Annotated in this window: 23 protein-coding genes; 14 read left to right on the top strand and 9 right to left on the bottom strand. The window is 63.7% G+C overall.

What is annotated here, in order from left to right; genetic code table 11:
- Nucleotides 1–60: 60 nt before the first annotated feature.
- The 4 genes from AC2TZ7_RS02700 to AC2TZ7_RS02685 form a co-directional block, all read right to left on the bottom strand.
- On the bottom strand, nucleotides 61–402 hold the full coding sequence (locus AC2TZ7_RS02700; protein WP_098412345.1) for a DUF2853 family protein: 342 nt from the start codon (nucleotides 400–402) through the stop codon (nucleotides 61–63).
- Between the two features lie 101 nt (nucleotides 403–503).
- Nucleotides 504–848 carry a TraR/DksA family transcriptional regulator gene (locus AC2TZ7_RS02695; RefSeq protein WP_489865805.1) on the bottom strand — a complete coding sequence of 115 codons (345 nt, stop codon included), beginning with the start codon at nucleotides 846–848 and terminating at the stop codon, nucleotides 504–506.
- Between the two features lie 99 nt (nucleotides 849–947).
- Nucleotides 948–2,339 carry an adenosylhomocysteinase gene (gene ahcY, locus AC2TZ7_RS02690; protein WP_489865804.1) on the bottom strand — a complete coding sequence of 464 codons (1,392 nt, stop codon included), beginning with the start codon at nucleotides 2,337–2,339 and terminating at the stop codon, nucleotides 948–950.
- 73 nt (nucleotides 2,340–2,412) lie between these two features.
- Nucleotides 2,413–2,922, bottom strand: coding sequence for a hypothetical protein (locus AC2TZ7_RS02685; protein WP_098412343.1), 510 nt, complete (start codon nucleotides 2,920–2,922; stop codon nucleotides 2,413–2,415).
- A 130-nt stretch (nucleotides 2,923–3,052) separates the two neighbouring features.
- Here AC2TZ7_RS02685 and AC2TZ7_RS02680 point away from each other — a divergent pair, with 130 nt between their 5' ends.
- Both AC2TZ7_RS02680 and AC2TZ7_RS02675 read left to right on the top strand, forming a co-directional pair.
- Nucleotides 3,053–4,009, top strand: coding sequence for a glycosyltransferase family 8 protein (locus AC2TZ7_RS02680; RefSeq protein WP_489865803.1), 957 nt, complete (start codon nucleotides 3,053–3,055; stop codon nucleotides 4,007–4,009).
- Entirely contained in the window at nucleotides 4,006–4,590 is a 585-nt protein-coding gene (locus tag AC2TZ7_RS02675) for an HD domain-containing protein (protein WP_098412342.1), read from the top strand. Before AC2TZ7_RS02680 ends, AC2TZ7_RS02675 begins: the two co-directional genes overlap by 4 nt.
- Nucleotides 4,591–4,645: 55 nt before the next feature.
- Here the strand turns inward: AC2TZ7_RS02675 and AC2TZ7_RS02670 are convergent, their stop codons facing one another.
- The 3 genes from AC2TZ7_RS02670 to AC2TZ7_RS02660 form a co-directional block, all read right to left on the bottom strand.
- Nucleotides 4,646–4,954 carry an H-NS histone family protein gene (locus tag AC2TZ7_RS02670; protein WP_078522716.1) on the bottom strand — a complete coding sequence of 103 codons (309 nt, stop codon included), beginning with the start codon at nucleotides 4,952–4,954 and terminating at the stop codon, nucleotides 4,646–4,648.
- 72 nt (nucleotides 4,955–5,026) lie between these two features.
- Nucleotides 5,027–5,581, bottom strand: coding sequence for an ActR/PrrA/RegA family redox response regulator transcription factor (locus tag AC2TZ7_RS02665; protein ID WP_489865802.1), 555 nt, complete (start codon nucleotides 5,579–5,581; stop codon nucleotides 5,027–5,029).
- A 64-nt stretch (nucleotides 5,582–5,645) separates the two neighbouring features.
- Nucleotides 5,646–6,308 carry an SCO family protein gene (locus AC2TZ7_RS02660; protein ID WP_489865801.1) on the bottom strand — a complete coding sequence of 221 codons (663 nt, stop codon included), beginning with the start codon at nucleotides 6,306–6,308 and terminating at the stop codon, nucleotides 5,646–5,648.
- Nucleotides 6,309–6,413: 105 nt separating this feature from the next.
- On the opposite strand from AC2TZ7_RS02660, the gene regB reads away from it, so the two are divergent.
- Together regB and AC2TZ7_RS02650 are read left to right on the top strand one after the other, a co-directional pair.
- Nucleotides 6,414–7,796 carry a sensor histidine kinase RegB gene (gene regB, locus AC2TZ7_RS02655; RefSeq protein ID WP_098412341.1) on the top strand — a complete coding sequence of 461 codons (1,383 nt, stop codon included), beginning with the start codon at nucleotides 6,414–6,416 and terminating at the stop codon, nucleotides 7,794–7,796.
- A gap of 97 nt (nucleotides 7,797–7,893) precedes the next feature.
- Nucleotides 7,894–8,436 (top strand): hypothetical protein, encoded by a 543-nt coding sequence (locus tag AC2TZ7_RS02650; protein ID WP_489865800.1) that lies wholly within the window; start codon nucleotides 7,894–7,896, stop codon nucleotides 8,434–8,436.
- Between the two features lie 96 nt (nucleotides 8,437–8,532).
- Here AC2TZ7_RS02650 and AC2TZ7_RS02645 read toward each other — a convergent pair whose 3' ends face one another.
- Nucleotides 8,533–9,552, bottom strand: a complete 1,020-nt coding sequence (locus tag AC2TZ7_RS02645) for an IS110 family RNA-guided transposase (protein WP_489865799.1) — start codon at nucleotides 9,550–9,552, stop codon at nucleotides 8,533–8,535.
- Here AC2TZ7_RS02645 and AC2TZ7_RS02640 point away from each other — a divergent pair.
- From AC2TZ7_RS02640 to trxA, 7 genes are read left to right on the top strand one after another with little or no spacing between them, the layout of a single operon-like run.
- Entirely contained in the window at nucleotides 9,551–10,846 is a 1,296-nt protein-coding gene (locus AC2TZ7_RS02640) for a PAS-domain containing protein (protein ID WP_489865798.1), read from the top strand. The two genes, AC2TZ7_RS02645 and AC2TZ7_RS02640, sit on opposite strands and share 2 nt — an antisense overlap.
- A gap of 40 nt (nucleotides 10,847–10,886) precedes the next feature.
- Complete coding sequence (gene tsaE, locus AC2TZ7_RS02635; protein WP_078541450.1) at nucleotides 10,887–11,381, top strand: tRNA (adenosine(37)-N6)-threonylcarbamoyltransferase complex ATPase subunit type 1 TsaE; 495 nt, start codon at nucleotides 10,887–10,889, stop codon at nucleotides 11,379–11,381.
- Nucleotides 11,374–12,369: an aminoglycoside phosphotransferase family protein gene (locus AC2TZ7_RS02630; protein ID WP_489865797.1), complete on the top strand. Its 996-nt coding sequence runs from the start codon at nucleotides 11,374–11,376 to the stop codon at nucleotides 12,367–12,369. Before tsaE ends, AC2TZ7_RS02630 begins: the two co-directional genes overlap by 8 nt.
- Nucleotides 12,345–13,028 (top strand): nucleotidyltransferase family protein, encoded by a 684-nt coding sequence (locus AC2TZ7_RS02625; RefSeq protein ID WP_489865796.1) that lies wholly within the window; start codon nucleotides 12,345–12,347, stop codon nucleotides 13,026–13,028. The genes AC2TZ7_RS02630 and AC2TZ7_RS02625 overlap by 25 nt, the downstream gene beginning before the upstream one ends.
- Nucleotides 13,021–15,972, top strand: coding sequence for a double-strand break repair protein AddB (gene addB, locus AC2TZ7_RS02620; protein ID WP_489865795.1), 2,952 nt, complete (start codon nucleotides 13,021–13,023; stop codon nucleotides 15,970–15,972). The genes AC2TZ7_RS02625 and addB overlap by 8 nt, the downstream gene beginning before the upstream one ends.
- Nucleotides 15,969–19,358 carry a double-strand break repair helicase AddA gene (addA, locus tag AC2TZ7_RS02615; protein ID WP_489865794.1) on the top strand — a complete coding sequence of 1,130 codons (3,390 nt, stop codon included), beginning with the start codon at nucleotides 15,969–15,971 and terminating at the stop codon, nucleotides 19,356–19,358. Before addB ends, addA begins: the two co-directional genes overlap by 4 nt.
- Nucleotides 19,359–19,413: 55 nt before the next feature.
- Complete coding sequence (gene trxA / locus AC2TZ7_RS02610; protein ID WP_078522726.1) at nucleotides 19,414–19,734, top strand: thioredoxin; 321 nt, start codon at nucleotides 19,414–19,416, stop codon at nucleotides 19,732–19,734.
- A gap of 47 nt (nucleotides 19,735–19,781) precedes the next feature.
- Here trxA and AC2TZ7_RS02605 read toward each other — a convergent pair whose 3' ends face one another.
- Complete coding sequence (locus AC2TZ7_RS02605; protein WP_489865793.1) at nucleotides 19,782–20,687, bottom strand: hypothetical protein; 906 nt, start codon at nucleotides 20,685–20,687, stop codon at nucleotides 19,782–19,784.
- A 93-nt stretch (nucleotides 20,688–20,780) separates the two neighbouring features.
- On the opposite strand from AC2TZ7_RS02605, the gene hslV reads away from it, so the two are divergent.
- The 3 genes from hslV to hslU are packed head-to-tail and all read left to right on the top strand — an operon-like array spanning nucleotide 20,781 to nucleotide 23,703.
- Entirely contained in the window at nucleotides 20,781–21,338 is a 558-nt protein-coding gene (gene hslV, locus AC2TZ7_RS02600) for an ATP-dependent protease subunit HslV (RefSeq protein ID WP_078522728.1), read from the top strand.
- The gene (locus AC2TZ7_RS02595) at nucleotides 21,331–22,392 is read left to right on the top strand and encodes a hypothetical protein (protein WP_489865792.1); all 1,062 of its coding nucleotides are present in this window, start codon (nucleotides 21,331–21,333) and stop codon (nucleotides 22,390–22,392) included. Before hslV ends, AC2TZ7_RS02595 begins: the two co-directional genes overlap by 8 nt.
- Before the next feature lie 3 nt (nucleotides 22,393–22,395).
- The gene (gene hslU / locus AC2TZ7_RS02590) at nucleotides 22,396–23,703 is read left to right on the top strand and encodes an ATP-dependent protease ATPase subunit HslU (protein WP_489865791.1); all 1,308 of its coding nucleotides are present in this window, start codon (nucleotides 22,396–22,398) and stop codon (nucleotides 23,701–23,703) included.
- The last annotated feature ends 47 nt before the right edge of the window (nucleotides 23,704–23,750 follow it).

Raw genomic sequence — 23,750 nt, 5'->3', positions numbered from 1 at the left:
AGCGAACGGCCCGGACAAGCCGGGCCGTGGGTCGTCGTCAGATGCGCGAGGCGCTCGCGATCAGGCGTAGACGCTTTCTTTGCCGAAATGCTTGGTAAGCATGTAATAAATCACGGCGCGATATTTGTTGCGCTCGGAATGGCCGTAGGTCTCGATGACGCTGTCGATCGCATCCATCAGCGCCGGGCTGTCCGAGAGGCCGAGTTTCTTGATGAGGAAATTGTTTTTCACGGTTTCCAGTTCGGCCTTGTCCGTCGCCGCCACGGTCGAGGCATCCGCATCGTAAATCGAGGGGCCGCAGCCGATCGTTACCTTGGTCAGAAGATCCATGTCCGGGGTCATGCCGCATTTGGATTTCAGATCCTCGGCGTATTTCTCAATCAGCTCGTCTCTTTTACCCATGTGTCCTACCTATCAGGTTGCTCTGCCCAGAAATGAAGGCAGGCGCAGGGTAAGCCGAGATGGTGAAATTACAAAGCGTAAATCCCGGGACCTCTCGCGCCTCAACCGCCGCCGCGACAGGAGACGCATTGCGTGAAGGTCGGGTCGAGTTCGAGACGCCTCTCGGGGATCGGCTCGCCGCAGCTGTCACAATAGCCAAATTCGTCCTCCGCGATGCGCTGGAGCGCGGCCTCTATCGCCGTGATCCGGTGCTGACGGCGGCCATCGACCGCATTGGCCATCGCCTGGTTCTGCAGCGCATCCATACGCGACAGCCGCCCGACGCTTTGCTGGTCTAGCTCGACGGGTTTGCGGGTCTGCGCGGTGTCCTGCGACGCGCTGCGCAGCTCTGTCAGCTCCGCCTCCAATTGCGGTTTGAACCGCGCGGCAAGGTCTTCGGGTGTCATCGCTCTCCTCCTGTCATGAGGAAAACCGATCATGGCCTGCGTTGCACGTAAAAAGGCCGCACCCGAAGGCGCGGCCTTTGAAATCGCGATGCGATCCGGTCAGTAGCGGTAATGCTCGGGCTTGAACGGCCCTTCCACCGTGACGCCGATATACTCCGCCTGATCGGGCTTGAGTTGGGTCAGCTTCACGCCGATCCGCTCCAGATGCAGACGGGCGACCTTTTCGTCGAGATGCTTCGGCAGGATGTAGACGCCCGGCGCATAATCGTCGCCTTTGGTCCACAGTTCGATCTGCGCCAGAACCTGATTGGTGAACGACGCCGACATCACGAAGCTCGGGTGGCCGGTCGCATTGCCGAGGTTCAGCAGGCGGCCTTCCGACAGCAGAATGATGCGCGAGCCCGAGGGCATCTCGATCATGTCCACCTGATCCTTGATGTTGGTCCATTTGTGGTTCTTCAGGTTCGCGACCTGAATTTCATTGTCGAAATGGCCGATGTTCCCGACGATCGCCATGTCCTTCATCTCGCGCATATGCTCGATCCGGATGACATCCTTGTTGCCGGTAGTGGTGATGAAGATGTCGGCGCTGTCGACGACGTCTTCCAGCACGACGACCTCGAACCCGTCCATCGCGGCTTGCAGCGCGCAGATCGGATCGACTTCGGTGACCTTCACGCGGGCGCCCGCGCCACGCAGCGACGCGGCGGAGCCTTTGCCCACATCGCCATAGCCGCAGACGACGGCGACCTTGCCGGCCATCATCGTGTCGGTCGCGCGGCGGATGCCGTCCACGAGGCTCTCTTTACAGCCGTATTTGTTGTCGAATTTCGACTTGGTGACGGAGTCGTTCACGTTGATCGCCGGGAAGGGCAGCAGGCCCTTCTTGTGCAGATCGTAAAGGCGATGCACGCCGGTGGTGGTCTCTTCCGAGACGCCCTTGATCGCGTCGCGCTGCTTGGTGAACCAGCCGGGGCTTTCCTTCATGCGCTTCTTGATCTGGGCGAACAGCGCCTCTTCCTCTTCCGAGGTGGGCACTTCGATCAGGTCGGGCTCGCCGTTTTCGACGCGCGCGCCGAGAAGAATATAGAGCGTCGCATCCCCGCCATCGTCGAGGATCATGTTGCAGGTACCTTCCTCGAACTGGAAGATCTGGTCGGTATAGGACCAGTATTCCGCGAGCGTCTCGCCCTTGATGGCGAAGACGGGCGTGCCGCCAGCGGCGATCGCCGCGGCCGCGTGATCCTGCGTCGAGAAGATGTTGCACGAGGCCCAACGCACATCGGCGCCGAGCGCCTTGAGCGTTTCGATCAACACGGCGGTCTGCACGGTCATGTGCAGCGACCCCGCGATGCGCGCGCCTTTCAGAGGCTTGCTTTCACCGAATTCCGTGCGGCAGGCCATCAGGCCCGGCATTTCGGTTTCGGCGATGTCGAGCTCCTTGCGGCCATAGTCGGCCAGAGCGATATCCTTGATGACGTAATCGGCCATGCGTGGCTCCCAATCTGAATTTGGAAGCTATGTAGCACCGGGACCGTAAAGCGGCAATGAAGGCCGATCACGATCAGGTTGCGGGAAGAATTCCTTCACGATGCAGCAGCGCCACCGGGTTGTTGCCACGCTTCCAGTCGGTGCCCGAGGACACGATGCAGGAGACGTTGTCGGCACGGGTGTAGACCGCGGTCCAGGTGCCCATGATGCTCGACGCGTAAAGCTCGACCTTCCGATGGTCGCCAAGCTGTTTCGTCATCGCGGGCTTCTCCGCGAAGTCGTGATTGAGCGAGTCCACGAGCTTCGCGCGGTTGTCGCAATAGGGCTGATCGGGGCTTTGCGCCTCGCCGATCGCGGTGACGTCGTCGAATGCGGACAGATCGCCATAAGGAATCTCGGACGGAATATTCTCCATCGGGCGACCGTCGCCCTCATAGCCATCCAGCATGACCTGCCGCGCCGATTCAGCTTGCGGGGCCGGTTGCACAGCCTCGTCGCTGCGTACGGCGGCGATGGCGATGGTAGCGGGGATCGAGATAATCGCGATCCCGGCGGCAAAGAACGTAGTTTTCGAGGTCTGCATTTTGGCGTCCCCTTTTTCTCTCCGTGTCAACCCAAGAACACACTCCGCGCGAAAATGTTCCTCAATCTGTGGCGTTTACAGCTGCAATGGCTTTGGCTAGTCACAGATACGCGCTGCATGAGAGGGGCGAATGGAGATCAATCTGGCCTGTTCGAAACCTGCGCAGCACCGCTCTGCGATCGCGTTTTGCTGCGATGACGCTTACCTGCCTTATGCCGCGCATGCGGCGGGACAGATCGCGCAGCTCCACCCGGATCGGGATTTCGATATCTGCATCGTCTGCGCCGAGCCGGTTACACTTCCGGCGTCGCTCGACGGGTTGAACCTGCGGCTGTGCAGTTTCGATCCCGACGTGATATTTTCGGAGTTCTCGACGGATCGGGGACGCAGTTCGGCCATGTATATGCGCCTCATGCTGCCGAAGATTTTCTCGGATGATTATGATCGCATTCTCTATCTGGATGCCGATATTCACGTGGAAAGCGGCGATCTCTCGCGGCTGCTGACGGTCGACCTCGGGGAGAAGCCGGTCGGGGCGGTGCGGGATAATCCGCAATGGCGGACGCCGTCGCGGATGCCGGAGGATTTCAAGGATTTCGATCTCGCCAATGCCGCCTATTTCAATTCAGGCGTGCTGCTGATCGACGTAGCGAACTGGAATGCCCAAGGTATTCTCGACGCGGCGCTGAGCTTTGGGGAAAAGAACGGTGCCCGCCTGCGCCGCAACGATCAGACGCTTCTCAATTGCGTTCTGTATCGCAACTGGGCGGAGCTCAGCCCGATGTGGAACTGGCAATATACCCCGGCCTCGCGGCTGCATGAGGCGATGGTCAGCGCGCATATCGTGCATTTCATCGGCCCGTCGAAACCGTGGAAAGCGCGACCGGAAACCCTGCCGCCGCGCTTTGCGCGGGGTTTGCGCCATTTCTGCGCCGCGCATTTCCCGGAACGCCGCTTCGATATTCCCGACGGCCCCGGACCGGGCAGCAAGCTGATGACGAAAATGCTCGTCCGGCACCTCATCAACAGAAACAAAATGGCGCGTTATCTCGCGCGCTTTCCCGACGACTATACGGTGATCACATGAAACGCGCTTGGCAAAGGATGCTTTCGGGGCGCAGGCTCGACCTGCTGGACCCGACGCCCGTCGATATCGAGATCGAGGATATCGCGCATGGTCTGGCTTTCGTCGCGCGCTGGAACGGGCAGACTTTCGGCGACTGGCCCTATTCCGTGGCCGAGCATTCGCTGCTGGTGGAACAGATTTTCTGCCATCAGAATCCGAAAATCGCCGCGAAATGGAAATTGGCGGCGCTTTTGCACGATGCGCCGGAATATGTGCTGGGCGATATGATCAGCCCGGTGAAGGCGGCGATTGGCGAAGGCTATGGCACGCTCGATGATCGGCTGATCGCGGCGGTGCACATACGCTTTGGTCTACCCGCAGCGCTCCCGGTGCGAATCAAGCGCGCGATCAAAAAGGCGGATATCGTCTCGGCGCGGTTGGAAGCCGAACAGATCGCCGGGTTTTCCAAGGTTGAGGCCGACAAGGTTTTCGGAAAGCTCGCGCCCGAATATGCCGAAACCTTTAAAATCCATCTGCGGCCGCCCTCGGAAGTGCGAGCGGATTATACCGCACGCCACGAAGCGCTTTTGGCAGAACTGTAATACGAGTGTCTGCCATTTCGGCAGGCACTCGTATTCAAAAATACTTATCTGTTTCTCAGATCTTCAGATCGTCGAGCGATTTGCCATTATCAAGCGCGGCTTGAACCCAGCGCGGCTTGCGGCCACGGCCGGTCCAGGTTTCGCTGGCATTGTCGGGATTGGCATATTTCGGCGGCACGGTGCGGCGCGGCTTGGCCGAGCCCGACCCGGTCAGTTCTGCCAACGAATAGCCCATATCGCGGGCCGCGCGCTCAAGCTGATCGATCGCTTCTTTCTTCTTGCGATCCTCGTAGCCGGAAATCGCCTTGTCGACTTGCTTGCGAAGAGCTTTCAGCTCGTCGAGGGACATATCATCGAGATTCATTTTTAATGCTCCGAATTGGATATTCGGAGCATTAAATAGAAACCTTAAATATTTAACAACCTAACCATAACGTCAGCGAGGGCTTCTCTTAGCCAAAATCCGCTGAAGGGTCCGGCGATGCATATTCAGGCGGCGCGCGGTTTCCGAGACATTCCGGTCGCAAAGTTCGTACACCCGTTGAATATGTTCCCAGCGCACGCGATCCGCGCTCATCGGGTTTTCCGGCGGCGGCGGGGCGACTTCGCCTTTCGCCAATAGCGCATTTGTGACGTCGGTGGCATCGGCGGGTTTCGCGATATAATCGGTCGCGCCCATTTTCACGGCGGCCACGGCGGTCGCGATGGCCCCATATCCGGTCAGCACGACGATCCGCGCATCGGCGCGCTTTTCGCGCAGCGCCTCGACCACGTCGAGCCCGTTGCCATCCTCGAGCCGCAGGTCGATCACCGCATAGGCGGGCGGGTTCGATTGCACGATCGCGCGGCCTGCGGCGACGGTTTCGGCCGTCTGGGTCTCGAAGCCGCGTTTCTCCATCGCGCGGGCCAGCCGCGTGAGAAACGGCAGATCATCATCGACGATCAGAAGCGATTTGTCCGACCCGATATCGGCGCTGACGTCTTCAGCCATTATCGTAACTCCCTCTCGCCGAGTTTGACGCTTGGATTTGTTTTAAGCTGTTGCGCCTGCTCGGTCAATTTCCGGCTGCGCCGTCGGGATTGGCCTTTTTCCACGCATCGACGAAACAGGAGACGCTATCGGCCATCTGCTCGGGCGTGGTGTCGCGGTTGTAGTATTCCGCGAAGCCGGTGTCCGGGAAGACGAGATAGCTTTGGGTCGAGTGATCGATCAGCGTGTAGGGATCGCCCGGATCCTGCACTTTGAAATAGGTGCGGTATTCCTGCGAGACCTTCTTGATCTGCTCCGGCGTGCCGGTCAGCCCGATCATTTTCGGATGCATGAGATCGGTGAATTCCTTCAGCAGCTCGGGGGTGTCGCGTGCGGAATCGACCGAAATGAAGACCGGCGTCACCGAATAGCCGCGCCTTTCGAGAAGGCTTACGGCTTCGGCATTGCGCGCACTGTCGAGCGGGCAGACATCCGGGCAATAGGTATAGCCGAAATAGAGAATGCTCGGCTCGGTGATGACATCCGTATTCGTCACTTCCTTGCCGTTCTCGTCGGTCAGGGTGAAAGGACCGCCGATTTCGCCCGCGCCGCCTGCGACTACGCTTTGTCGGCACTGCGCGAAAATATCGTCGTCATTGCTGCGGGTCGCGGCGAACCAGGTGACGCCCAGGCCGATGACCACGATCGCGGTCGCGGCGGCAGCGGAAATTTTCGCAATACGGTTCATATTGTCACTCCTCTTACGGCTGCATTGATCGCGCGGCGGGCGCCGATTATCAATGCTTTCATGCCGCCAATTCCGGCGATGTGCGCTTTGGACGCGGGAGACGACATGGCTCAACGCCTCGAGGCCCAACCCGGCCCGGCCGAGATTCACCACGACTGGGTGCGCCTCCGGACGCTGATCTTCCTGCGCTGGACCGCGATTGTCGGTCAGCTCGGCGCGATCTTCGTCGCCTATTTCGTCTATGATATCGCACTGGATCTGGCGCTGTGCCTCGCCACGGTCGCGGCGGCGATTGCGGCCAATCTCGTGGCGATTTTCCTGTTTCCTGACACCAAGCGCCTGACCCAGCCCGAGGCGGCGGCGACGCTGATGTTCGACATGGCGCAGCTCGCGCTTCTGCTGTCGATCACGGGTGGGATGAACAATCCCTTCGCGCTGCTCATTCTCGTGCCGGTCACGATAGCGGCCACCGCGCTGGAGCGATCTGCGACGATCCTGCTGGGTCTTGCGACGATGGTGATGATCTCGATCGTCGCCGTGGTCTATCTGCCGCTGGTCAGCAAGACCGGCGAAGTGATCGCCGTGCCCGACGTGTTCGAATTCGGCTACTGGCTGTCGATCATCATCGGCGTCGCCTTCCTCGGGGCCTATGCGCATAAGGTGGCGAGCGAAGTGCGTTCCATGGGCGATGCGTTGCGCGCGACCCAACTGGCCCTGACGCGCGAGCAGAAGCTGACCGATCTGGGCGGAGTCGTCGCCGCGGCGGCGCATGAGCTGGGCACGCCGCTTGCGACGATCAAGCTGGTCAGTTCGGAGCTGGCCGACGAGCTCGAAGACAGTCCCGACCTGCGCGACGATGCACTCTTGATCCGCGAGCAGGCCAATCGGTGCCGCGACATTCTCCATTCGATGGGCCGTGTCGGGAAAGACGATCTCCATATGCGGACCGCGCCCATCGTCGCCGTTCTGCGCGAAGCGGCGGACCCGCATCTGGAGCGCGGGATCGAAATTCACTTCGATGCCCATCCCATCGTCGAAGGGCTGGAGCGTCAGCCGACGATCTACCGCTATCCCGAACTGATCCACGCGCTGCGCAATTTCATCCAGAACGCCGTCGATTTCGCGCAATCCACGGTCTGGGTCGAAGCGGAATGGGACGACGAAGAGATCACCGTGCGGATCAGCGATGACGGCAAAGGCTATCCGACGAGCGTGCTCAACCGGATCGGCGATCCCTTCCTGCAACCGCGTGCGAATGCGGCGGAGCGCAAAGGCTATGAGGGGATGGGGCTCGGCGTTTTCATCGCGAAGACCCTTATCGAGCGGACGGGCGGACGGCTCACCTTCTCGAATGGCGACGCGCCCTATTTCCCCGGCGCGACCTCGCCCTCGCGCTCCGGTGCGGTTGTGGAAGTCGTCTGGCCCGCCGCGCGTCTCGTAGCGCGCGACGACGCAGGTCTTGGGCTGAACCAGCCGATCGCGGTCTGATCGCCGCTCCTCTCACCGCTCCCCGAGCGAAGTTAACGCTGAGTTAACGATTCTTTCGCACCCTCGGCCTGGGGACAGGTTTGAGAGGCCGAAAGACATGACGACTGCATGGCTTGAGGCGACGATGATCGCGCTTACCTCGGTGGGCGCGGCCTTGGTCGCGTTGCTGCTGACATGGCTCGCCGTGGGCCGCGCGCCGGGGCGCAGGCTGACCCCCGCGGCGCGAGAGGACATCGAGGAGGTGGCCTTTCTGTTCGATGACGAGGCGCTTGTGGATGCAACGCCCCCCGCGCGGCGCTTGCTGGAATCGATGCCCATCGGGGCGAGCGACTGGACGCGCTTCACCGCGTTCGCCGCGCTGCGCTTTCCCGAATTTCAGTCCCGCATCGGCCAGCTCGCCGATCTCGGTCGGCTCGAGATGACCGAGGTTGCGAGTGCCACCGACAAGCCCCGGCTCCGCCTCACCGTCGAGAGTTTCATGTATAGACGGCCCCGCGGGCGCAAGTGTTTTGAACGTGATCTTCATCGGCCGGTGCGTTCATGTATTCGGCCTGTTCCCGCAGCCTTATACATGACTGCTGGCCCTGATGGTGTCCGCGGATCGAGGCCTCATCAACGGGACGCGTTTTGGCGCGCTTAAAACTCTTCGGGCTTTCTCGATCCTCAGCTCTGCCGATTTGCCATCACGCTGTTATTGCACTTGTGCCATCTCATTGTTCGTTAGTTTGTTGATCCTTCACGGCTGAGCGCTCCGGAACACTTCTCCGGTAGAGAGCATCGCCCATATCGTCCGCGCCAGCTTGTTTGCGACCGCGACAGCAACAACCATGGGTCGGCGCCGTTCGAGCAAAGCCTCGATCCACGGACCATCTACGCGGGAGCGGGCCTTTGGATATCGCACCACAGTGCGCGCTCCCAGGACCAGCAGATGGCGAAGATACCGGTCACCTTGTTTGGTGATTCCACCGAGCCTGTGTTTGCCCCCCGATGAGTTTTGTCGCGGCGTCAGTCCAAGCCAGGCAGCAAACTCCCGCCCTGATCGAAACGCCGAGGGGTCCGGGATGGTCGCTGCAAAGGCCGTCGCGGTAATCGGCCCGATCCCCGGTATGGTCGCAAGCAAGCGACAGATAGAATTGGTTTTGTGGATCTCCGCCAACCGGATGTCGATACTATCGATCTGCCGATTCAGCGCATCCAGTTGCCCGACGAGAGCATCCAAAGCGAAGCACGCATCCTCCGGTAGATCCTCTCGTAGCTCGTCCAGCTTTGCGACGAGGGCATCGACCCGGTGCCTACCCTGTGGGACGATAACTCCATACTCAGCCAAATGCGCCCGGAAAGCACAAGCTGCCATCGTTCTCTGTCGGACCAGAAGCCCTCGGGCTCTGTGCAGCATCAGAAATGCCTGATCTTCGCGCGATTTGATCGGGACAAAGCGCATGTTGGGACGGGTAACCGCTTCACAAATGGCAGCCGCATCAGTGGCGTCATTCTTCGCCCCCCGGCGCACGAAGGGCTTGACGTAACCTGGAGGAATGAGGCGCACGTCATGGCCGAGCCCCTGCAACTGGCGGGCCCAGTTGTGGGCTGTCGCACACGCCTCGATACCGATCAAGCAAGAGGGCAACGACTCGAAGTAAGGCATAAGCTCACGACGCGTAAGTCGCTTGCTGTCGAGCGTTCTGCCGGACGCATCGGCGACATGGACGTGAAACACGTTCTTGGCCAGATCAAGGCCCACGGTAGCTGGGTTCATGGGAATGCTCCTTCTGCAAAGTAGGACCAGTATACGGTCCCTTCTCAGGAGCGGGGCCGTCTTCCCCATCAACGGTCTGGCGCGGATCACTCTCGTCGATCCCGACGGCGAGGGGCAGGGTCAGCGCGTCGACAGTCTCTCTTTCCGCGCGATGGAAGACGAACTGGAAATGATGCGCACGACGCTCGACCGGTCGCCGGTTCTGATCTGGCGGACCGAGAAGGGCGGTGAGTTGAGTTGGGCAAACAGAGCCTATCTCGCGCGCGCAGGGGCTTTCGATGCGGGGGAAGAGGGGTTTGGATGGCCGCTGCCCACGCTGTTCACACTGCCGCCCGACGCATTCGACGGGGGTGGGCCGCATCGTCTGGAAATCGGTCGAGCCTCACAAAGCGCCGCGGAAACTGCCACATGGTTCGACTGTCACTCTGTCGTTCTCGAGCGCGGCACGCTGCATTTCGCCCTTCCCGCCGATGCCGCCGTGCGGGCCGAGAAGGCGCTGCGCGATTTCGTCCAGACCCTGACCAAGACCTTCGCCGACCTGCCGATCGGTCTCGCGATTTTCGACCGGGACCGGCAGCTGCGGCTGTTCAATCCCGCGCTGAGCGACCTTCTGCAGCTCGGGCCGGAATTCCTCGCCACGCGCCCAACGCTCTACGCCTTTCTCGACAGGCTGCGCGAAACCAAGATGATGCCCGAGCCGAAGGATTACCGAAGCTGGCGGCAGGAAATGACTGAGCTGGAGCGGGCCGCCGCCTCTGGGTTTCACGCCGAAACCTGGAACCTGCCGGGCGGGCAGACCTATCGCGTCACCGGACGCCCGCATCCCGATGGCGCTGTGGCGTTCCTGTTCGAGGATATTTCGTCAGAAACGTCTCTAACCCGGCAGTTTCGCGGTGAAATCGAGATGGCTCAAGAGGTGTTCGACCGGGTCGGCGACGCGATCGCCGTGTTCCGCCCCTCGGGCGAATTGGCGATGGCGAATGCCGCCTATGGCGCGCTCTGGGGGGTCGAGCCGGAGGCGACGCTGGGCCGGGTGACCCTGCTCGACGCGGTGAAGCAATGGCAGGAGCGCGCCGAACCCAGCGCCTTCTGGTCGTGGCTGCAAAATCTCGCCCGGGAAATCGGCGCGCGCGAGAACTTGACCGAAGAGATCACCCTGCTCGACGGGCGGCATGTGACCTGCCGGCTCGAGACGCTTTCGGGCGGGGCGTTCCTCCTGCGATTCAGCGCCGATACGGCGTCCGACACGTCGCCGCCACGTCAAACGGGCACCGCCATCGCGCAGCAAGGCTAGCCGCTTGGCAAAGGGGCGATCGGCGCGCTAGAACCGAGCCATGCCCGCGCCGACGCACGCCCCCGTTTCCAGCGAAATGCCCTGCCTCGATCTTCCCGATCCCGAGGCGACGGAGCGGCTTGGCGCGCTCTTTGCCGAATTCGCCGGGCCGGGCGATGTGCTGCTGCTCGACGGTCAGATCGGCGCCGGGAAAACCCATTTCGCGCGTGCCCTGATCCAGACGCGGCTAGGCGTGGCAGAGCATGTGCCCTCGCCGACCTTCACGCTGGTCCAGACCTACGAGGCCGATTGCGAAATCTGGCATGCCGATCTCTATCGACTCACCGACCCCGACGAGGTTCTCGAACTCGGGCTGGATGCGGCTTTCGACAGCGCGATCTGCCTGATCGAATGGCCCGACCGGCTCGGGTCCGCCGCGCCGAAAGGGGCGCTTCGGCTGCGTTTCGAGCAAACCGAAGAAGGCGCGGCGCGAAGGGTCTGTTTCGAGACGACTACGCCTCTTTCGCGGCAGGTTCTGGAGGCGTGGAATGGTTGACGTAGCCGAGATCCAAAGCTTCCTCACCGCCGCCGGGTGGCAGGACGCCAGCCGCCGCCCGCTCGCCGGAGATGCCTCGGCCCGCAGCTACGAACGCCTGACCCGCGGCTCAGATCGCGCCGTATTGATGAAATCGCCCGACGGGGCCGAAATCGCCCGCTTCACCCGCATCGGCGATTGGCTCGCCGAAGCCGGTTTTTCCACGCCGCAGGTACTCGCGCGCGAAGATGCGGCGGGGCTGCTGTTGCTCGAAGATTTCGGCGATGCCCTCGCGGCTCGCCACCTCGACGCGACGCCTGAAGATGAGCTTGCGCTCTATGCTCTGATCACCGAATTCCTTGCCGATCTTCCCCGCCACACGCCGCCGGAGAATCTGCCGCTGCTGGATGGTCCCGCGCTCGCCGATCTTCTGGATTTGGTGCCGGAGTTCTACCCCTGCACGGATCGCGCCGCCGCGGATGCGCTCCAACAGGCGATTGCCGATAAATTCGACACTCTTCCCGCGTGGAAGCCGGTTCTCTGCCTGCGCGATTTCCATGCGGAGAACATCATTTTGCTGGATCGGCCGGGCCTGCGCCGCCTGGGGCTTCTCGACTATCAGGACGCGCTGCGCGCCCATCCCGCCTATGATCTGGTCTCCGCGCTGCAAGACGCCCGCCGCGACGTGAGCCCGCAGGTCGAGCAGGCCGAGATCGCCCATTACTGCGCGCTGACCACGACGGATCCGACCACGTTCCGCCTCGCCTACGGTCTGCTTGGCCTGCAACGCGCGCTGCGAATCCTCGGGATCTTCGCGCGGTTGACCATTCGAGACGGGAAGCCGCAATATCTTGAGTATATGCCCCGCGTCTTCGCCTATATCTCGCGCAACCTCGCCGATCCCGCGCTTGCCGATCTGGCAGAGTTGTTCCACGCTGCCTATCCTGCGCCCGACCCGAATTTGATTGCTGATTTGAGACAAAAATGCCCGACCAGCTCGACGCCTTGATGCTCTTCGCCGCCGGTTTCGGCACGCGCATGGGCGCGCTGACGCAAACGCGGCCCAAGCCGATGATCGAGGTCGCCGGGCGTCCCTTGATTGACCACGCGCTCGACCTTGCGCGGGACGGTGGGGCGCGGCGGCTCGTGGCCAATGTGCATTACCTCGCCGATCAGGTGGTCGCGCATCTGGCCGGGCAGGACGTCGCGATCTCGGATGAGCGCGACGAGATTCTGGAAACCGGCGGCGGGCTGCGCAAGGCGCTGCCGCTGCTGGGTGAGGGGCCGGTGATGACGCTCAACACCGATGCCGTCTGGCGCGGCGAGAACCCCGTGGCCCGGCTGCGCGCGGCGTGGCGGCCCGAGGATATGTCGGCGCTTCTGATGCTGGTGCGGCCCGAAAATGCGCGCGGACATACGGGCGCGGGCGATTTCACGATGGACGAGACCGGCCGCCTGACCCGCGGGCCGGGCTATATCTATACCGGTGCGCAAATGCTGAATCCCGCTGGAATAGGGTCTATTTCCGAGCGGAGCTTCTCGCTGAACATCCTGTGGGATGAGATGATTGCGGCGGGGCGCGTCTTCGGTCTCGTGCATGACGGGGCGTGGTGCGATGTCGGACGACCCGAGTCCATTCCTTTGGCCGAGGCGATGCTCGATGAGTGAGGACGCCGCCTCCGTCTACGCCCTCCCGCCGGGCGTCGATTTTCCCCGCGCCTTGGTTGCTGGCCTGCGCGCGCGATTTGCCGAGCAGCCGCCCGAGGCGCTGGCCCGGGTCACGCTCTATCTGAACTCCGGGCGGATGCGCCGCCGCGTGCGGGAGGTCTTCCTCGAAAGCGGCGCGCTCTATCTGCCGCGGCTCCTGCTGGTGAGCGATCTCGGGGCCGATCCGCTTGCGGGTCTGCCGCTGCCGGTGCCCCCGCTGCGCCGCAAGCTCGAACTGGCCCAGTTCGTGGAGCAACTCACCCGCGCCATGCCCGAATTCGAGGCGGGCGCGAGCCAATTCGCGCTGGCCGAGAGCCTGTATTCCCTCCTCGCCGAGATGCAGAGCGAGGGCGTCCATATCGACGATCTCGACCAGCTGGAACTGACCGAGACCCACGCTCGCCACTGGCAGGAGAGCCTGCGCTTCATCCGCATTATCGCCCGCTATTTCGACAACGACGCCGAGCTGGACCGCGAGAGCCGCCAGCGGATGGTCGTGGAGGCTGTGATCGAGCGTTGGCGCGAAAGCCCGCCCGCAGATCCGGTGATCGTCGCAGGCTCGACCGGTTCGCATGGGGCGACCTCGCTCTTCATGCAGGCGGTCGCGCGGTTGGAAAACGGGTCGATCGTTCTTCCCGGCTTCGACCGCGACATGACCCAAGCGGCGTGGGAAAGTCTCTATTCCGGCCCATTTCCGCTCGAAGACCACCCGCAGTTCCGCTATCGCAGCTTGCTCGACAAGCTCGGGCTTTCGGCGGAAGACGTCGTTGATTGGGAGCAGATCTCCGCGCCGGACCCGGGCCGTAACCGTCTCGTGTCGCTCGCGTTGAGGCCGGCGCCGGTTACCGACCAATGGCGGCGCGAAGGCACTGGGCTGGGGCCGCTCGTTCCGGCCTGTCAGGGGCTGTCGCTGATCGAAGCGCGCGATCCGCGCCATGAGGCGCTGTCGATCGCACTCGCGTTGCGCGACGCGGTCGAGCGGGGCGTCAGTTCGGCTCTGATCACGCCCGATCGCCTTCTGGCGCGCCGCGTGTCGGCGGCGCTCGACCGGTGGGGGATCGTTCCGGACGACAGTGCGGGGCAGCCTCTGCAGCAGACTGCGCCGGGCCGATTCCTGCGGCAGATCGCGGCGATGCGGGCGCGTCCGGTCGGGATCGCCGATCTGATCGCGCTGCTGAAACATCCGCTGACCGCGACCGGCGAGGAAGAGCGCGGGCCGCACCTGCGCAACACGCGCGAGCTGGAGCTGCGCCTGCGCCGCTATGGGCCTGCGTTCCCGGATCGCGAGAGTCTCACGAAATGGGCTGAAAAAGACCCTGATTCACGGGAATCCTGGGCGCAGTGGCTCTGCGATATTCTCGAGGATTTCGCGGCACCCCCCGCGGCCGCGCTGACAGATCATGTGGAACAGCACTTCCGGCTCGCCGAACGGATCGCCGCCGGACCCAGTGCCGCGACCGAGACCAGCGAGCTGTGGCGCGAGGCGGCGGGTCGCGAGGCGCGTCGCTTGATGGAGGACCTGCGCAGCCAGTCCGGCTTCGGCGGGCATCTCGGCGCGCTCGATTACGCCGATCTGGTTAATCGACACCTTCAGAGCGGGCTCGTGCGGCAGACGCTCGCCGCGCATCCGCTGATCGCGATCTGGGGGACGCTGGAAGCGCGCGCGCAGGGCGCCGAACTGGTGATCTGTGGTGGGCTGAACGAGTTAAGCTGGCCCGAAGCCCCCGCGCCCGATCCGTGGTTCAGCCGTCAAATGCGGCTGGAATCGGGTCTATTACTGCCCGAACGACAGGTTGGCCTGTCCGCGCATGACTTCCAGCAGGCGGTTGCCGGGCCGCAGGTGATCCTGTCGCGCTGTGCGCGGGATGCGGAGGCGCAGACGATCCCGTCGCGCTGGCTCAATCGTCTCTTGAACCTCGTGGATGGCCTTCCCGATCAAGGCGGCACCGAGGCGCTGGCCGAGATGCGCGGGCGCGGTAAACGCTGGCTCGACCTGGCGGACGCGCTCGAGGCGCCGCGGATCACGCTTGAGCCCGCCAAACGCCCGTCGCCGCGCCCGCCGGTCGATGTGCGCCCGCGCGAATTGCCGGTCACCGCGATCGAGACCCTGATCCGCGACCCCTATGACATCTACGCGAAGCGAATCCTGAAGCTGCGCGCTCTCGATCCGCTGCGCCCCGAACCCGACGCCTTGCTGCGCGGTCAGGTGCTGCACCAGATCGTCGAAACCTTCGTGAAGACCTATGACGAGACTGCCACCATCGAAGCGGCCCAGGCGCGTCTGATGGATATCGCCGAGGAGGTGATGCTCCGGGAGATTCCGTGGCCCAGTGCGCAGCGTATCTGGCTCGCGCGGGTCCGGGGGATCGCCGAGACTTTCTGCCGGGCCGAGGCCGAGCGTCGCGCGCAGGGCGAGCCCATGGTGGTGGAGAAAAAAGGCTCTGTTTCACTGCAAAACCCGCTTTTTACGCTCACCGCGAAGCCCGACCGGATCGACATTCTCGAAGACGGGCGCGCCTGGATCTACGACTACAAGACGGGCACGCCGCCTTCCGAGCGGGAGGTGATGGCCTTCAACAAGCAGATGCTTCTGGAGGCCGCGATGGTCGGGCGCGGGGCCTTCGAGGCGATCGGGCCGCGCGAGGTCGCGGGCATGTCCTATGTGCGGCTGGGGGGCGACGGCGCCACCACGCAGATCAAGGGCAAATCTGGCGATCGCAGCGAGACGCCCGAGGAGAGCTGGGAGAAATTCCGCAAGCTGATCGCGCGCTATTTCGAGCCGACGCAGGGCTTCACCGCACGGCGCGCCCCGCAGAAGGCACGCGCCCGGACGGATTACGATCAGGTCTCGCGCTTCGGGGAATGGGATGTCACCGATGAGGCCGAGGGGGAGGACGTGTCATGACCCATCCGGCCAGCCTCAGACAGCATCAGGCCTCGCAACCGGACAGCTCGGTCTGGCTCGCCGCGAATGCGGGGTCGGGCAAGACCAAAGTGCTCACCGACCGCGTTGCGCGCATGCTTTTGGCGGGAACAGAGCCTCAGCGCATCCTGTGCCTGACCTACACCAAGGCCGCCGCGGCGGAGATGCAGAACCGTCTGCTCGGGCTGTTGGGCGGCTGGGCGATGATGGACGAGGCGAAGCTGCGCGAGAAGCTGCGGGCGCTTGGCGCCGATGAGGCGCTCTCCGCCGAAGATCTGGCGAAAGCGCGGCGGCTGTTCGCCAAGGCGATCGAGACGCCGGGCGGGCTGAAAATCCAGACCATCCACGCCTTCTGTGCGGGATTGCTTCGCCGTTTCCCGCTCGAGGCGAAAGTCTCGCCGGGGTTCTCCGAGATGGACGACCGCGCGGGGGAATTGATGCGCGAGGATATCCTCGAGGAGATCGCGACCGGCCCGGATTGCGACCGGCTCGACGCGTTGCTCGGCGTCTATTCCGGCGAGGATTTGACGGCCCTCGCAGCCGATATAAGCCGGAATAGGGTCGGTTTTGCGGGCGATCTGGGCTTGTTCGATCTGCTGGAAGCCTACGATCTGCCGCGGGACATGACCGAAGAGGCGCTGCTGTCTGAGGTCTTCGACGACGGCGATCTGAAAATGATCCGCGACGTCGCGCCCGCGTTCCTTGCGAGTTCCAAGAACGATCAGCGCGTCGGCGCAGGGTTGGCGGCGGCGCATGAACGCGATCTGGCCTCCGTGCAGGCTCTGGAAGACGTGCTTTGCGTCAAGAAACCGAAGGACGGTCCGCCTTATCAGCCCAAGCTCGACAAGGTCGCCACCAAGGCGCTCGCCAAGGCGCTGGGCGACGGCACGATGGCGGCGCTGTCCGACCTGTCCGAGCGCGTCTCCGAGAACCGCCCCCGCCGCCTCGCCTTCGTCGCGGCCGAGCGCGCCCATGCGTTGCACCGCTTTGCGCAGGTCTTCCTGCCACGGCTCGACGCGTATAAGGCCGCGCGCGGCTGGCTCGATTTCGACGATCTGATCGACCGCGCTGCGGCGCTGCTCGACGAGCCTTCGGTGGCGCAGTGGGTGCTGTTCCGCCTCGATGGCGGGATCGACCATATCCTCGTCGATGAGGCGCAGGATACCAGCCCCCGGCAATGGCGGGTGATCGAGCGGATCGCCGAGGAATTCACCTCCGGCGAGGGCGCGCATAAGGGCGAGCGCACGCTGTTCGTGGTGGGCGACCGCAAGCAGTCGATCTATTCCTTCCAGGGGGCCGACCTTCAGCAATTCGAGGAAATGCGCGCCCATTTCGCCCGAAAATTCGCGGATATCGGTCGCGCGCTTTCTCCGCTGGAGCTGGAGCATTCCTTCCGATCGTCCGCGGCCGTGCTGCGTTCCGTGGACCTCGCTTTTGCGCGCGGGGCCGAGCAGGGCCTGGGCGGCGCGCCCTCGCATATCGCCTTCCACGTGGCGCTTCCGGGCCGCGTCGACCTGTGGCCCGCGATCGAGTCGGTGAAGACGGATGACGAGGACGATTGGGAGAGCCCGGTCGATCTCACGAGCGCGGAATCGGCGATTTCCCAGCTGTCGCGCCTGATCGCCGCCGAGATTTCCGCGATGATCGCGCAGGGTGTGCAAATCCCCGATCACGAGGCGCCCGGCGGCGCGCGCCCGGTGCATGAGGGCGATTTCCTGATCCTCGTGCGGCGTCGCTCGGAGCTGTTTTCCGAGATCATCCGCGCCTGCAAATCGATCGGGCTCGCGGTGGCGGGGGCGGATCGCCTGAAGCTCGGAGCGGAGCTTGCGGTGCGCGACATCCGCTCGCTTCTCAGCTTCCTCGCGACGCCCGAGGACGATCTATCGCTGGCGGAGGCGCTGCGCTCGCCGCTTCTGAACTGGTCCGAGCAGGAGCTTTACCAACTTGCGCAGCCCCGGAAGGGCTATCTCTGGGAGGCGCTCCGGCGCGGCGAGATGCGGCCCGATACGCAGGAGATGCTGAAAGACCTGCGCGACAATTCCGATTTTCTGCGGCCATTCGAGCTGATCGAGCGCCTGCTGACCCGGCATGGCGGGCGCGAACGTCTTCTGGCGCGGCTCGGCCCCGAGGCGGAGGACGGGATCGACGAGCTGATCTCGCAGGCGCTGGCTTTCGAGCGCAATGAAGTGCCCAGCCTGACCGGGTTCCTCGGCTGGCTCGATGCGGATGACGTGCAGGTGAAACGGCAGCTGGACGGGGCAGGGCGCGCGATCCGGGTGATGACGGTCCACGGCTCTAAAGGGTTGGAAGCGCCGATCGTGATATTGCCCGATACAGCGAAGAAAAAAGAGCCTAATCCGCCTAAAATCCTGCGTTTGGACAATGGCGTCGCGGGCTTGCGGCAGACCGCGTCGGACGCGCCGGACGCCCAGCTTTCGGCTGCGGGTAAGGAGACGACTGCCCGAACGGAAGAGGCGCAGCGGCTTCTCTACGTCGCGATGACGCGGGCGGAGAAATGGCTGATCGTAGCGGCTGCCGGTGAGGTCGGCGAGGGCGACGAGACCTGGTATAGCCGGATGAAATCGGGTCTCGAAGCTGCCGGGACCGCAGACGTCACGGGCCTTTCCAAGCCGTTGCAGGAACTGGGCGAGTTTCCACGCCACGCGACCGGCACATGGCCGGAAAACGCGCGTGCCCCAGCGGCCGCGGAGGAAGTCACGCGACTGGATCTGCCCGCATGGAGCCTCACGCCCGCCGCTGCCGTCGAGCCGCCGCCGCGTCCGCTTTCGCCGTCGGATCTGGGCGGGGCGAAGGCTCTGTTCGGTGATGGCGAGACGATGGACGAAGACGAGGCGCTGCGTCACGGGCGCAACCTGCACCGGCTTCTCGAACATCTGCCGGAACGTCCGCGCGACCAGTGGGAAGACCTTGCCGAACTGTTGCTGTCCGAGGGCGAGGATGCGCTGCTTCCGGGTGAAATAGAGCCTGTTCTGGCCGAAGCGACCCGCGTTCTCGAAGCGCCGGGCATGGCGGCCTGGCTGGGCCCGGACTGTCTGGCGGAGGTCGAGATCACAGCCGCGCTGGAGGAATTCGGCGGCCAGCGGATTCACGGCTTCATTGACCGTCTGCGGATCGATGCCGAAGGCGTTCACATTCTCGATTACAAATCCAACCGCATCGTCCCTGCGTCGCCCGATCAGGTGCCCGAGGGAATCGTGCGACAGATGGCCGCCTATCGCGCGGCATTGCGGCAAATTCACCCCGGACGCAGCATCACCTGCGCGATCCTGTGGACACAGGACGGAACGATCATGCCGCTCGCAGATGCACAGCTAGACGGGAGCTTGCGCACGCCCACTGTATCTTGACGCCGACGGGGGCGGAACTTACCTTCCTTGCCGACCCAATATTCAGGAGGCTGACATGGCTACCGTTGCTGTTACCGACGCCACTTTCGACGAAGAAGTGCGCAAGTCCGACGTTCCCGTCGTGGTGGATTTCTGGGCTGAATGGTGCGGCCCCTGCCGCATGATCGGCCCGTCGCTCGAAGAGATTGCCCAGGAAATGTCGGGCAAGATCAAGGTCGTGAAAGTGAACGTCGACGAGAACCCCGACAGCCCGGCGACGCTGGGCGTGCGCGGCATCCCCGCCCTGTTCCTGTTCAAGGATGGCGAGGTCGTCTCGAACAAGATCGGCGCAGCCCCGAAAGCGGCGCTGCAAAGCTGGATCAACGAATCGATCTGATCTGCGGATCAGGTTTGACGGAAAAGGGCGCCCTCGGGCGCCTTTTTTCATATCGGCCAGCCGAAATGGCGCAGCCGCGCGCGCAAGCGCTCTTCGAATTCGGGGCGGCCTGCGTTGAGCGACTGCAGCTGCAGGAACCAATAGAGGTAGCGCGCCACCGGCGGCGTCTCGTGCAGTTTGGCGAAGGCGCGCTCGATCCCGTCGCGCGGCACCGATCCGGCGATGTGGTGGAAATCCGACAGGCCGAACAGGATCGCCGGTTTGCGCAGGAAGAACCCTTCGAGCGCCATCGCGCTGTTTTGCGTGGCGACGAAGCGGCAGCGGCGGAGCAGCTCGGGCGAGCCGCCGGACTGGAAGCGAAAGCGCGGGTTGCGGGCTGCGATCGCCTCCAGCGCCTCGATTTCGCGCGCCATGTAATCCTCGTTCGGGTGCAGCGTCGCCACGACCGGGCCGGAATGACGCGCCAGCACCTCCTCGATCATCTGCACCGGGCTCACCGACTGAAACGAGCGGTGATCCAGCAGCCGTCCCTGCAGTGGAATGAAGGCCAGATCCTCCTCATCGGACGGCTTTACGCCGGGATAGAGCCTATTTCGCGTGGAAAAGAAGAACTCCGCCGCGGCCTCTCCGTCCACCTTATCGGCATCAAACGCAGCCTTCGCGACCGGCCAATCCCACCGCTCCGCCTCCGCCTCCACATGCCAGAACGCCCCCACATAGGTCCGTCGGCAGGTCAGCGCCCGCGCATGGGTCGGGGGCTCCATCCGGTAAAGCGCATAGCCCTCGCGGGCAGGGGCCGCCGCGCGCGCCTCGGGGCCTGTCCGATGCAGGCTGACGGTCCAATCCGCCGCCTCCACAGCCCCGATCAGCCGCTTGAAGAAATTGTGTTCACCGGCCCGGACCTGCTCCAGAATCCAGTCATCGAGATAGATCGAAAGGTGCTGCGCGCTCATGCGGTGACGCTAGCCGCAGGCTCCCGCACCGGCAAGCGGGGTTGCAGCCCCGGCCTGCGGGTTACATATCTTTGGCGCAAACGGAGGACTAACATGGCCGAAGAGAAATTCCCGGGCTGGCACGGCACGACGATCATCGGCATCCGCAAGGGTGGTAAAGTGGTGGTCGCGGGCGACGGGCAGGTCAGCCTTGGCCAGACCGTCATCAAGGGTTCGGCGCGCAAGGTGCGCCGCCTGAGCCCCGGCGGTCACGACATCGTGGCGGGCTTTGCGGGCTCGACCGCGGACGCGTTCACCCTGCTGGAGCGGCTCGAGAAGAAGCTCGAGGCTTCGCCCGGTCAGCTGATGCGCGGTTGCGTGGAGCTGGCGAAGGATTGGCGCATGGACAAATACCTGCGCAATCTCGAAGCGATGCTGATCGTGACCGATGGCAAGGACCTCTATGTCCTGACCGGCGCGGGCGACGTGCTGGAGCCGGAACATGGCATCGCCGCGATCGGCTCGGGTGGCAATTTCGCCCTCGCTGCGGCCCGTGGGCTGATGGAAACCGATCTCGACGCCGAGGCGGTCGCGCGCAAGGCGATGGCGATCGCCTCCGATATCTGCGTCTACACCAATGGCAACCTGACGGTGGAGAGCATCGGTGGCTGAGCTGACGCGCGACGATCTGCGCGCGGCGGTCGCGGCTGGCCATATCAACGAGGCGCAGGCCGCGTCCGTGATGGCGCTGGCGAGCAACCGCCTCGCCGGGCGCGCGGCCCTTCCCGCAGAGGACGAGCCCTTCGAGCTGTTCAAGGGATTCGCCGAGATCTTCGTGACCGTCGGCCTCGGCATTCTGATCTTTGGGTCGTTCGGCTTCCTCCTCTTCGCGGGCGGCAAGCTGGGTTACGCGATGCTGATCCCGCTGATCGCGCTGCTGGGCGAATATTTCACCCGCAAGCGCCGGATGGTGCTGCCCTCGATCCTGCTGACGCTCACGCTGGGCGGGGCGGTGCTGGCGAGCTTCCTCGGCATTCCGATCCTCGGGATGCGCTTCATCGCCGAAGCCCCGAACTTCGATCTCGCGCTGGTCGCGACCGCCGTGGCGCTGATCGCATGGTTCCTGCGCTACAGGGTGCCGTTCTCGATGTTCCTCGTGGGGCTTTGCGGGCTGGGCCTGCTTTTGTCCTTCGCGAAAGGCTTCGACCCCGAAGCGCCGATTTCTCAGACGGTCGATCTGTTCGATCTGTCGAACGGCTCGGCGCTGTCGCTGGCGATGCTGGTCTTCGGGCTCTTGGCGCTTGCAGGTGGCATCTGGTTCGACATGCGCGACCCGCATCGGCTGGGCCGGCAATCGGCTTCGGGTTTCTGGCTGCACGTTTTGGCAGCCCCCGCGCTGGTGAATACGCTCGCGCTGACTTTCTACAAGATGGGGCCGGGCACAGGCTATGTGCTGCTGCTCGCCACGCTGGCCGTCTTTGCCGCGCTGGCGCTGATCATCGACCGGCGCTCCTTCTTCACGGCCGGGATCGGCTACATGATCTTTCTCAGCTTCTACGCTTTCGGCGACGCCGCCGATCCGCGCAGCTGGTGGATCACGCTGATCATGATCGGCCTGTTTCTCACCGCGCTCGGCTCTTTCTGGACCGAGCTGCGCACGCGCCTGATGCGCGCGCTTCCCAATTTTCCCGGCAAGCACCGCCTGCCGCCCTATGCCACGGAGTAATCCATGACCGATCTGACCCCCCGCGAAATCGTCTCGGAACTCGACCGTTTCATCATCGGCCAGAAGGACGCCAAGCGCGCCGTCGCCGTTGCGCTGCGCAATCGCTGGCGCCGTCAGCAACTGCCCGACGATCTGCGCGAAGAGGTCTACCCGAAGAACATCCTGATGATCGGCCCGACCGGCGTCGGCAAGACCGAGATCTCGCGCCGTCTGGCGAAACTGGCCCGCGCGCCTTTCCTGAAGGTCGAGGCCACGAAGTTCACCGAAGTGGGCTATGTCGGCCGTGACGTGGAGCAGATCATCCGCGATCTGGCCGATGTCGCGATGGTGCAGACCCGCGAGTATATGCGCGAAGAGGTGAAGGCGAAGGCGCATCAGGCCGCCGAGGATCGCGTGATCGCCGCGCTCGCCGGCACCGATGCGCGCGAAAGCACCCGCGAGATGTTCCGCAAGAAGCTGCGCGACGGCGAGCTTGACGACAAGATCATCGAGCTGGACGTGGCCGATCAGTCCGGCGGCATGCCGATCGGGATGATGGGCGGTCAGCCGGGCATGGAGCAGCAGATGCAGGGTATTCAGGACCTGTTCAAAGCCTTCGGCGGCAACCGCACCACGCGGCGCAAGATGACCGTCTCGGAGAGCTACGAGACGCTGATCTCGGAAGAGGCCGACAAGCTTCTCGACGACGAGACGGTGAAGACCGCAGCCCTCGAGGCCGTGCAGCATTCCGGCATGGTCTTCATCGACGAGATCGACAAGGTCACGGCGCGCTCGGACGCGCGCGGGGCCGATGTCTCGCGCGAGGGCGTGCAGCGCGACCTGTTGCCGCTGATCGAGGGCACGACCGTTTCGACCAAGCTCGGCCCGGTGAAGACCGACCATATCCTCTTCATCGCCTCGGGCGCGTTCCACATCGCGAAACCCTCGGACCTGCTGCCTGAACTGCAGGGCCGTCTGCCGATCCGCGTGGAGCTGCAGGCGCTGACCGAGCAGGACTTCACCCGCATCCTGTCGGAGACCGACAATGCGCTGACCCGCCAGTATCAGGCGCTGATGAAGACCGAAGAGGTCGAGGTCGCCTTCACCGAAGACGGCATCGCGGCGCTCGCCCGGATCGCGGCAGAGGTCAACCAATCGGTCGAGAATATCGGCGCGAGAAGGCTCTATACCGTCATGGAACGCGTGTTCGAGGAGCTGTCCTTCACCGCGCCCGACCGTGGCGGACAAAGCGTCACCGTCGATGCGGAATTCGTCGAGAACGAGCTGGGCGATCTGACCCGCGACACCGATTTGAGCCGCTACGTCCTCTAGGGCACTGGCACCTCGCGCGCGCTCTGTTATCCTCCTGCGGGAGGGAT

Source organism: Thioclava sp. ISO4 (genome assembly GCF_058105145.1).
Note: the sequence above shows the minus strand (reverse complement) of the source record. Positions and strands in the feature narration are given on the sequence as shown.

Coding starts and splice junctions, on each gene's coding strand:
- addA (WP_489865794.1), top strand. CDS start 15,969: ATGACCCATCCGGCCAGCCTCAGACAGCATCAGGCCTCGCAACCGGAC.
- hslU (WP_489865791.1), top strand. CDS start 22,396: ATGACCGATCTGACCCCCCGCGAAATCGTCTCGGAACTCGACCGTTTC.
- hslV (WP_078522728.1), top strand. CDS start 20,781: ATGGCCGAAGAGAAATTCCCGGGCTGGCACGGCACGACGATCATCGGC.
- AC2TZ7_RS02680 (WP_489865803.1), top strand. CDS start 3,053: ATGGAGATCAATCTGGCCTGTTCGAAACCTGCGCAGCACCGCTCTGCG.
- AC2TZ7_RS02695 (WP_489865805.1), bottom strand. CDS start 848: ATGACACCCGAAGACCTTGCCGCGCGGTTCAAACCGCAATTGGAGGCG.
- AC2TZ7_RS02605 (WP_489865793.1), bottom strand. CDS start 20,687: ATGAGCGCGCAGCACCTTTCGATCTATCTCGATGACTGGATTCTGGAG.
- AC2TZ7_RS02670 (WP_078522716.1), bottom strand. CDS start 4,954: ATGAATCTCGATGATATGTCCCTCGACGAGCTGAAAGCTCTTCGCAAG.
- AC2TZ7_RS02640 (WP_489865798.1), top strand. CDS start 9,551: ATGGGAATGCTCCTTCTGCAAAGTAGGACCAGTATACGGTCCCTTCTC.
- regB (WP_098412341.1), top strand. CDS start 6,414: ATGGCTCAACGCCTCGAGGCCCAACCCGGCCCGGCCGAGATTCACCAC.
- tsaE (WP_078541450.1), top strand. CDS start 10,887: ATGCCCGCGCCGACGCACGCCCCCGTTTCCAGCGAAATGCCCTGCCTC.
- AC2TZ7_RS02700 (WP_098412345.1), bottom strand. CDS start 402: ATGGGTAAAAGAGACGAGCTGATTGAGAAATACGCCGAGGATCTGAAA.
- AC2TZ7_RS02650 (WP_489865800.1), top strand. CDS start 7,894: ATGACGACTGCATGGCTTGAGGCGACGATGATCGCGCTTACCTCGGTG.
- AC2TZ7_RS02660 (WP_489865801.1), bottom strand. CDS start 6,308: ATGAACCGTATTGCGAAAATTTCCGCTGCCGCCGCGACCGCGATCGTG.
- AC2TZ7_RS02625 (WP_489865796.1), top strand. CDS start 12,345: ATGCCCGACCAGCTCGACGCCTTGATGCTCTTCGCCGCCGGTTTCGGC.
- trxA (WP_078522726.1), top strand. CDS start 19,414: ATGGCTACCGTTGCTGTTACCGACGCCACTTTCGACGAAGAAGTGCGC.
- AC2TZ7_RS02685 (WP_098412343.1), bottom strand. CDS start 2,922: ATGCAGACCTCGAAAACTACGTTCTTTGCCGCCGGGATCGCGATTATC.
- AC2TZ7_RS02665 (WP_489865802.1), bottom strand. CDS start 5,581: ATGGCTGAAGACGTCAGCGCCGATATCGGGTCGGACAAATCGCTTCTG.
- AC2TZ7_RS02645 (WP_489865799.1), bottom strand. CDS start 9,552: ATGAACCCAGCTACCGTGGGCCTTGATCTGGCCAAGAACGTGTTTCAC.
- ahcY (WP_489865804.1), bottom strand. CDS start 2,339: ATGGCCGATTACGTCATCAAGGATATCGCTCTGGCCGACTATGGCCGC.
- addB (WP_489865795.1), top strand. CDS start 13,021: ATGAGTGAGGACGCCGCCTCCGTCTACGCCCTCCCGCCGGGCGTCGAT.
- AC2TZ7_RS02630 (WP_489865797.1), top strand. CDS start 11,374: ATGGTTGACGTAGCCGAGATCCAAAGCTTCCTCACCGCCGCCGGGTGG.
- AC2TZ7_RS02675 (WP_098412342.1), top strand. CDS start 4,006: ATGAAACGCGCTTGGCAAAGGATGCTTTCGGGGCGCAGGCTCGACCTG.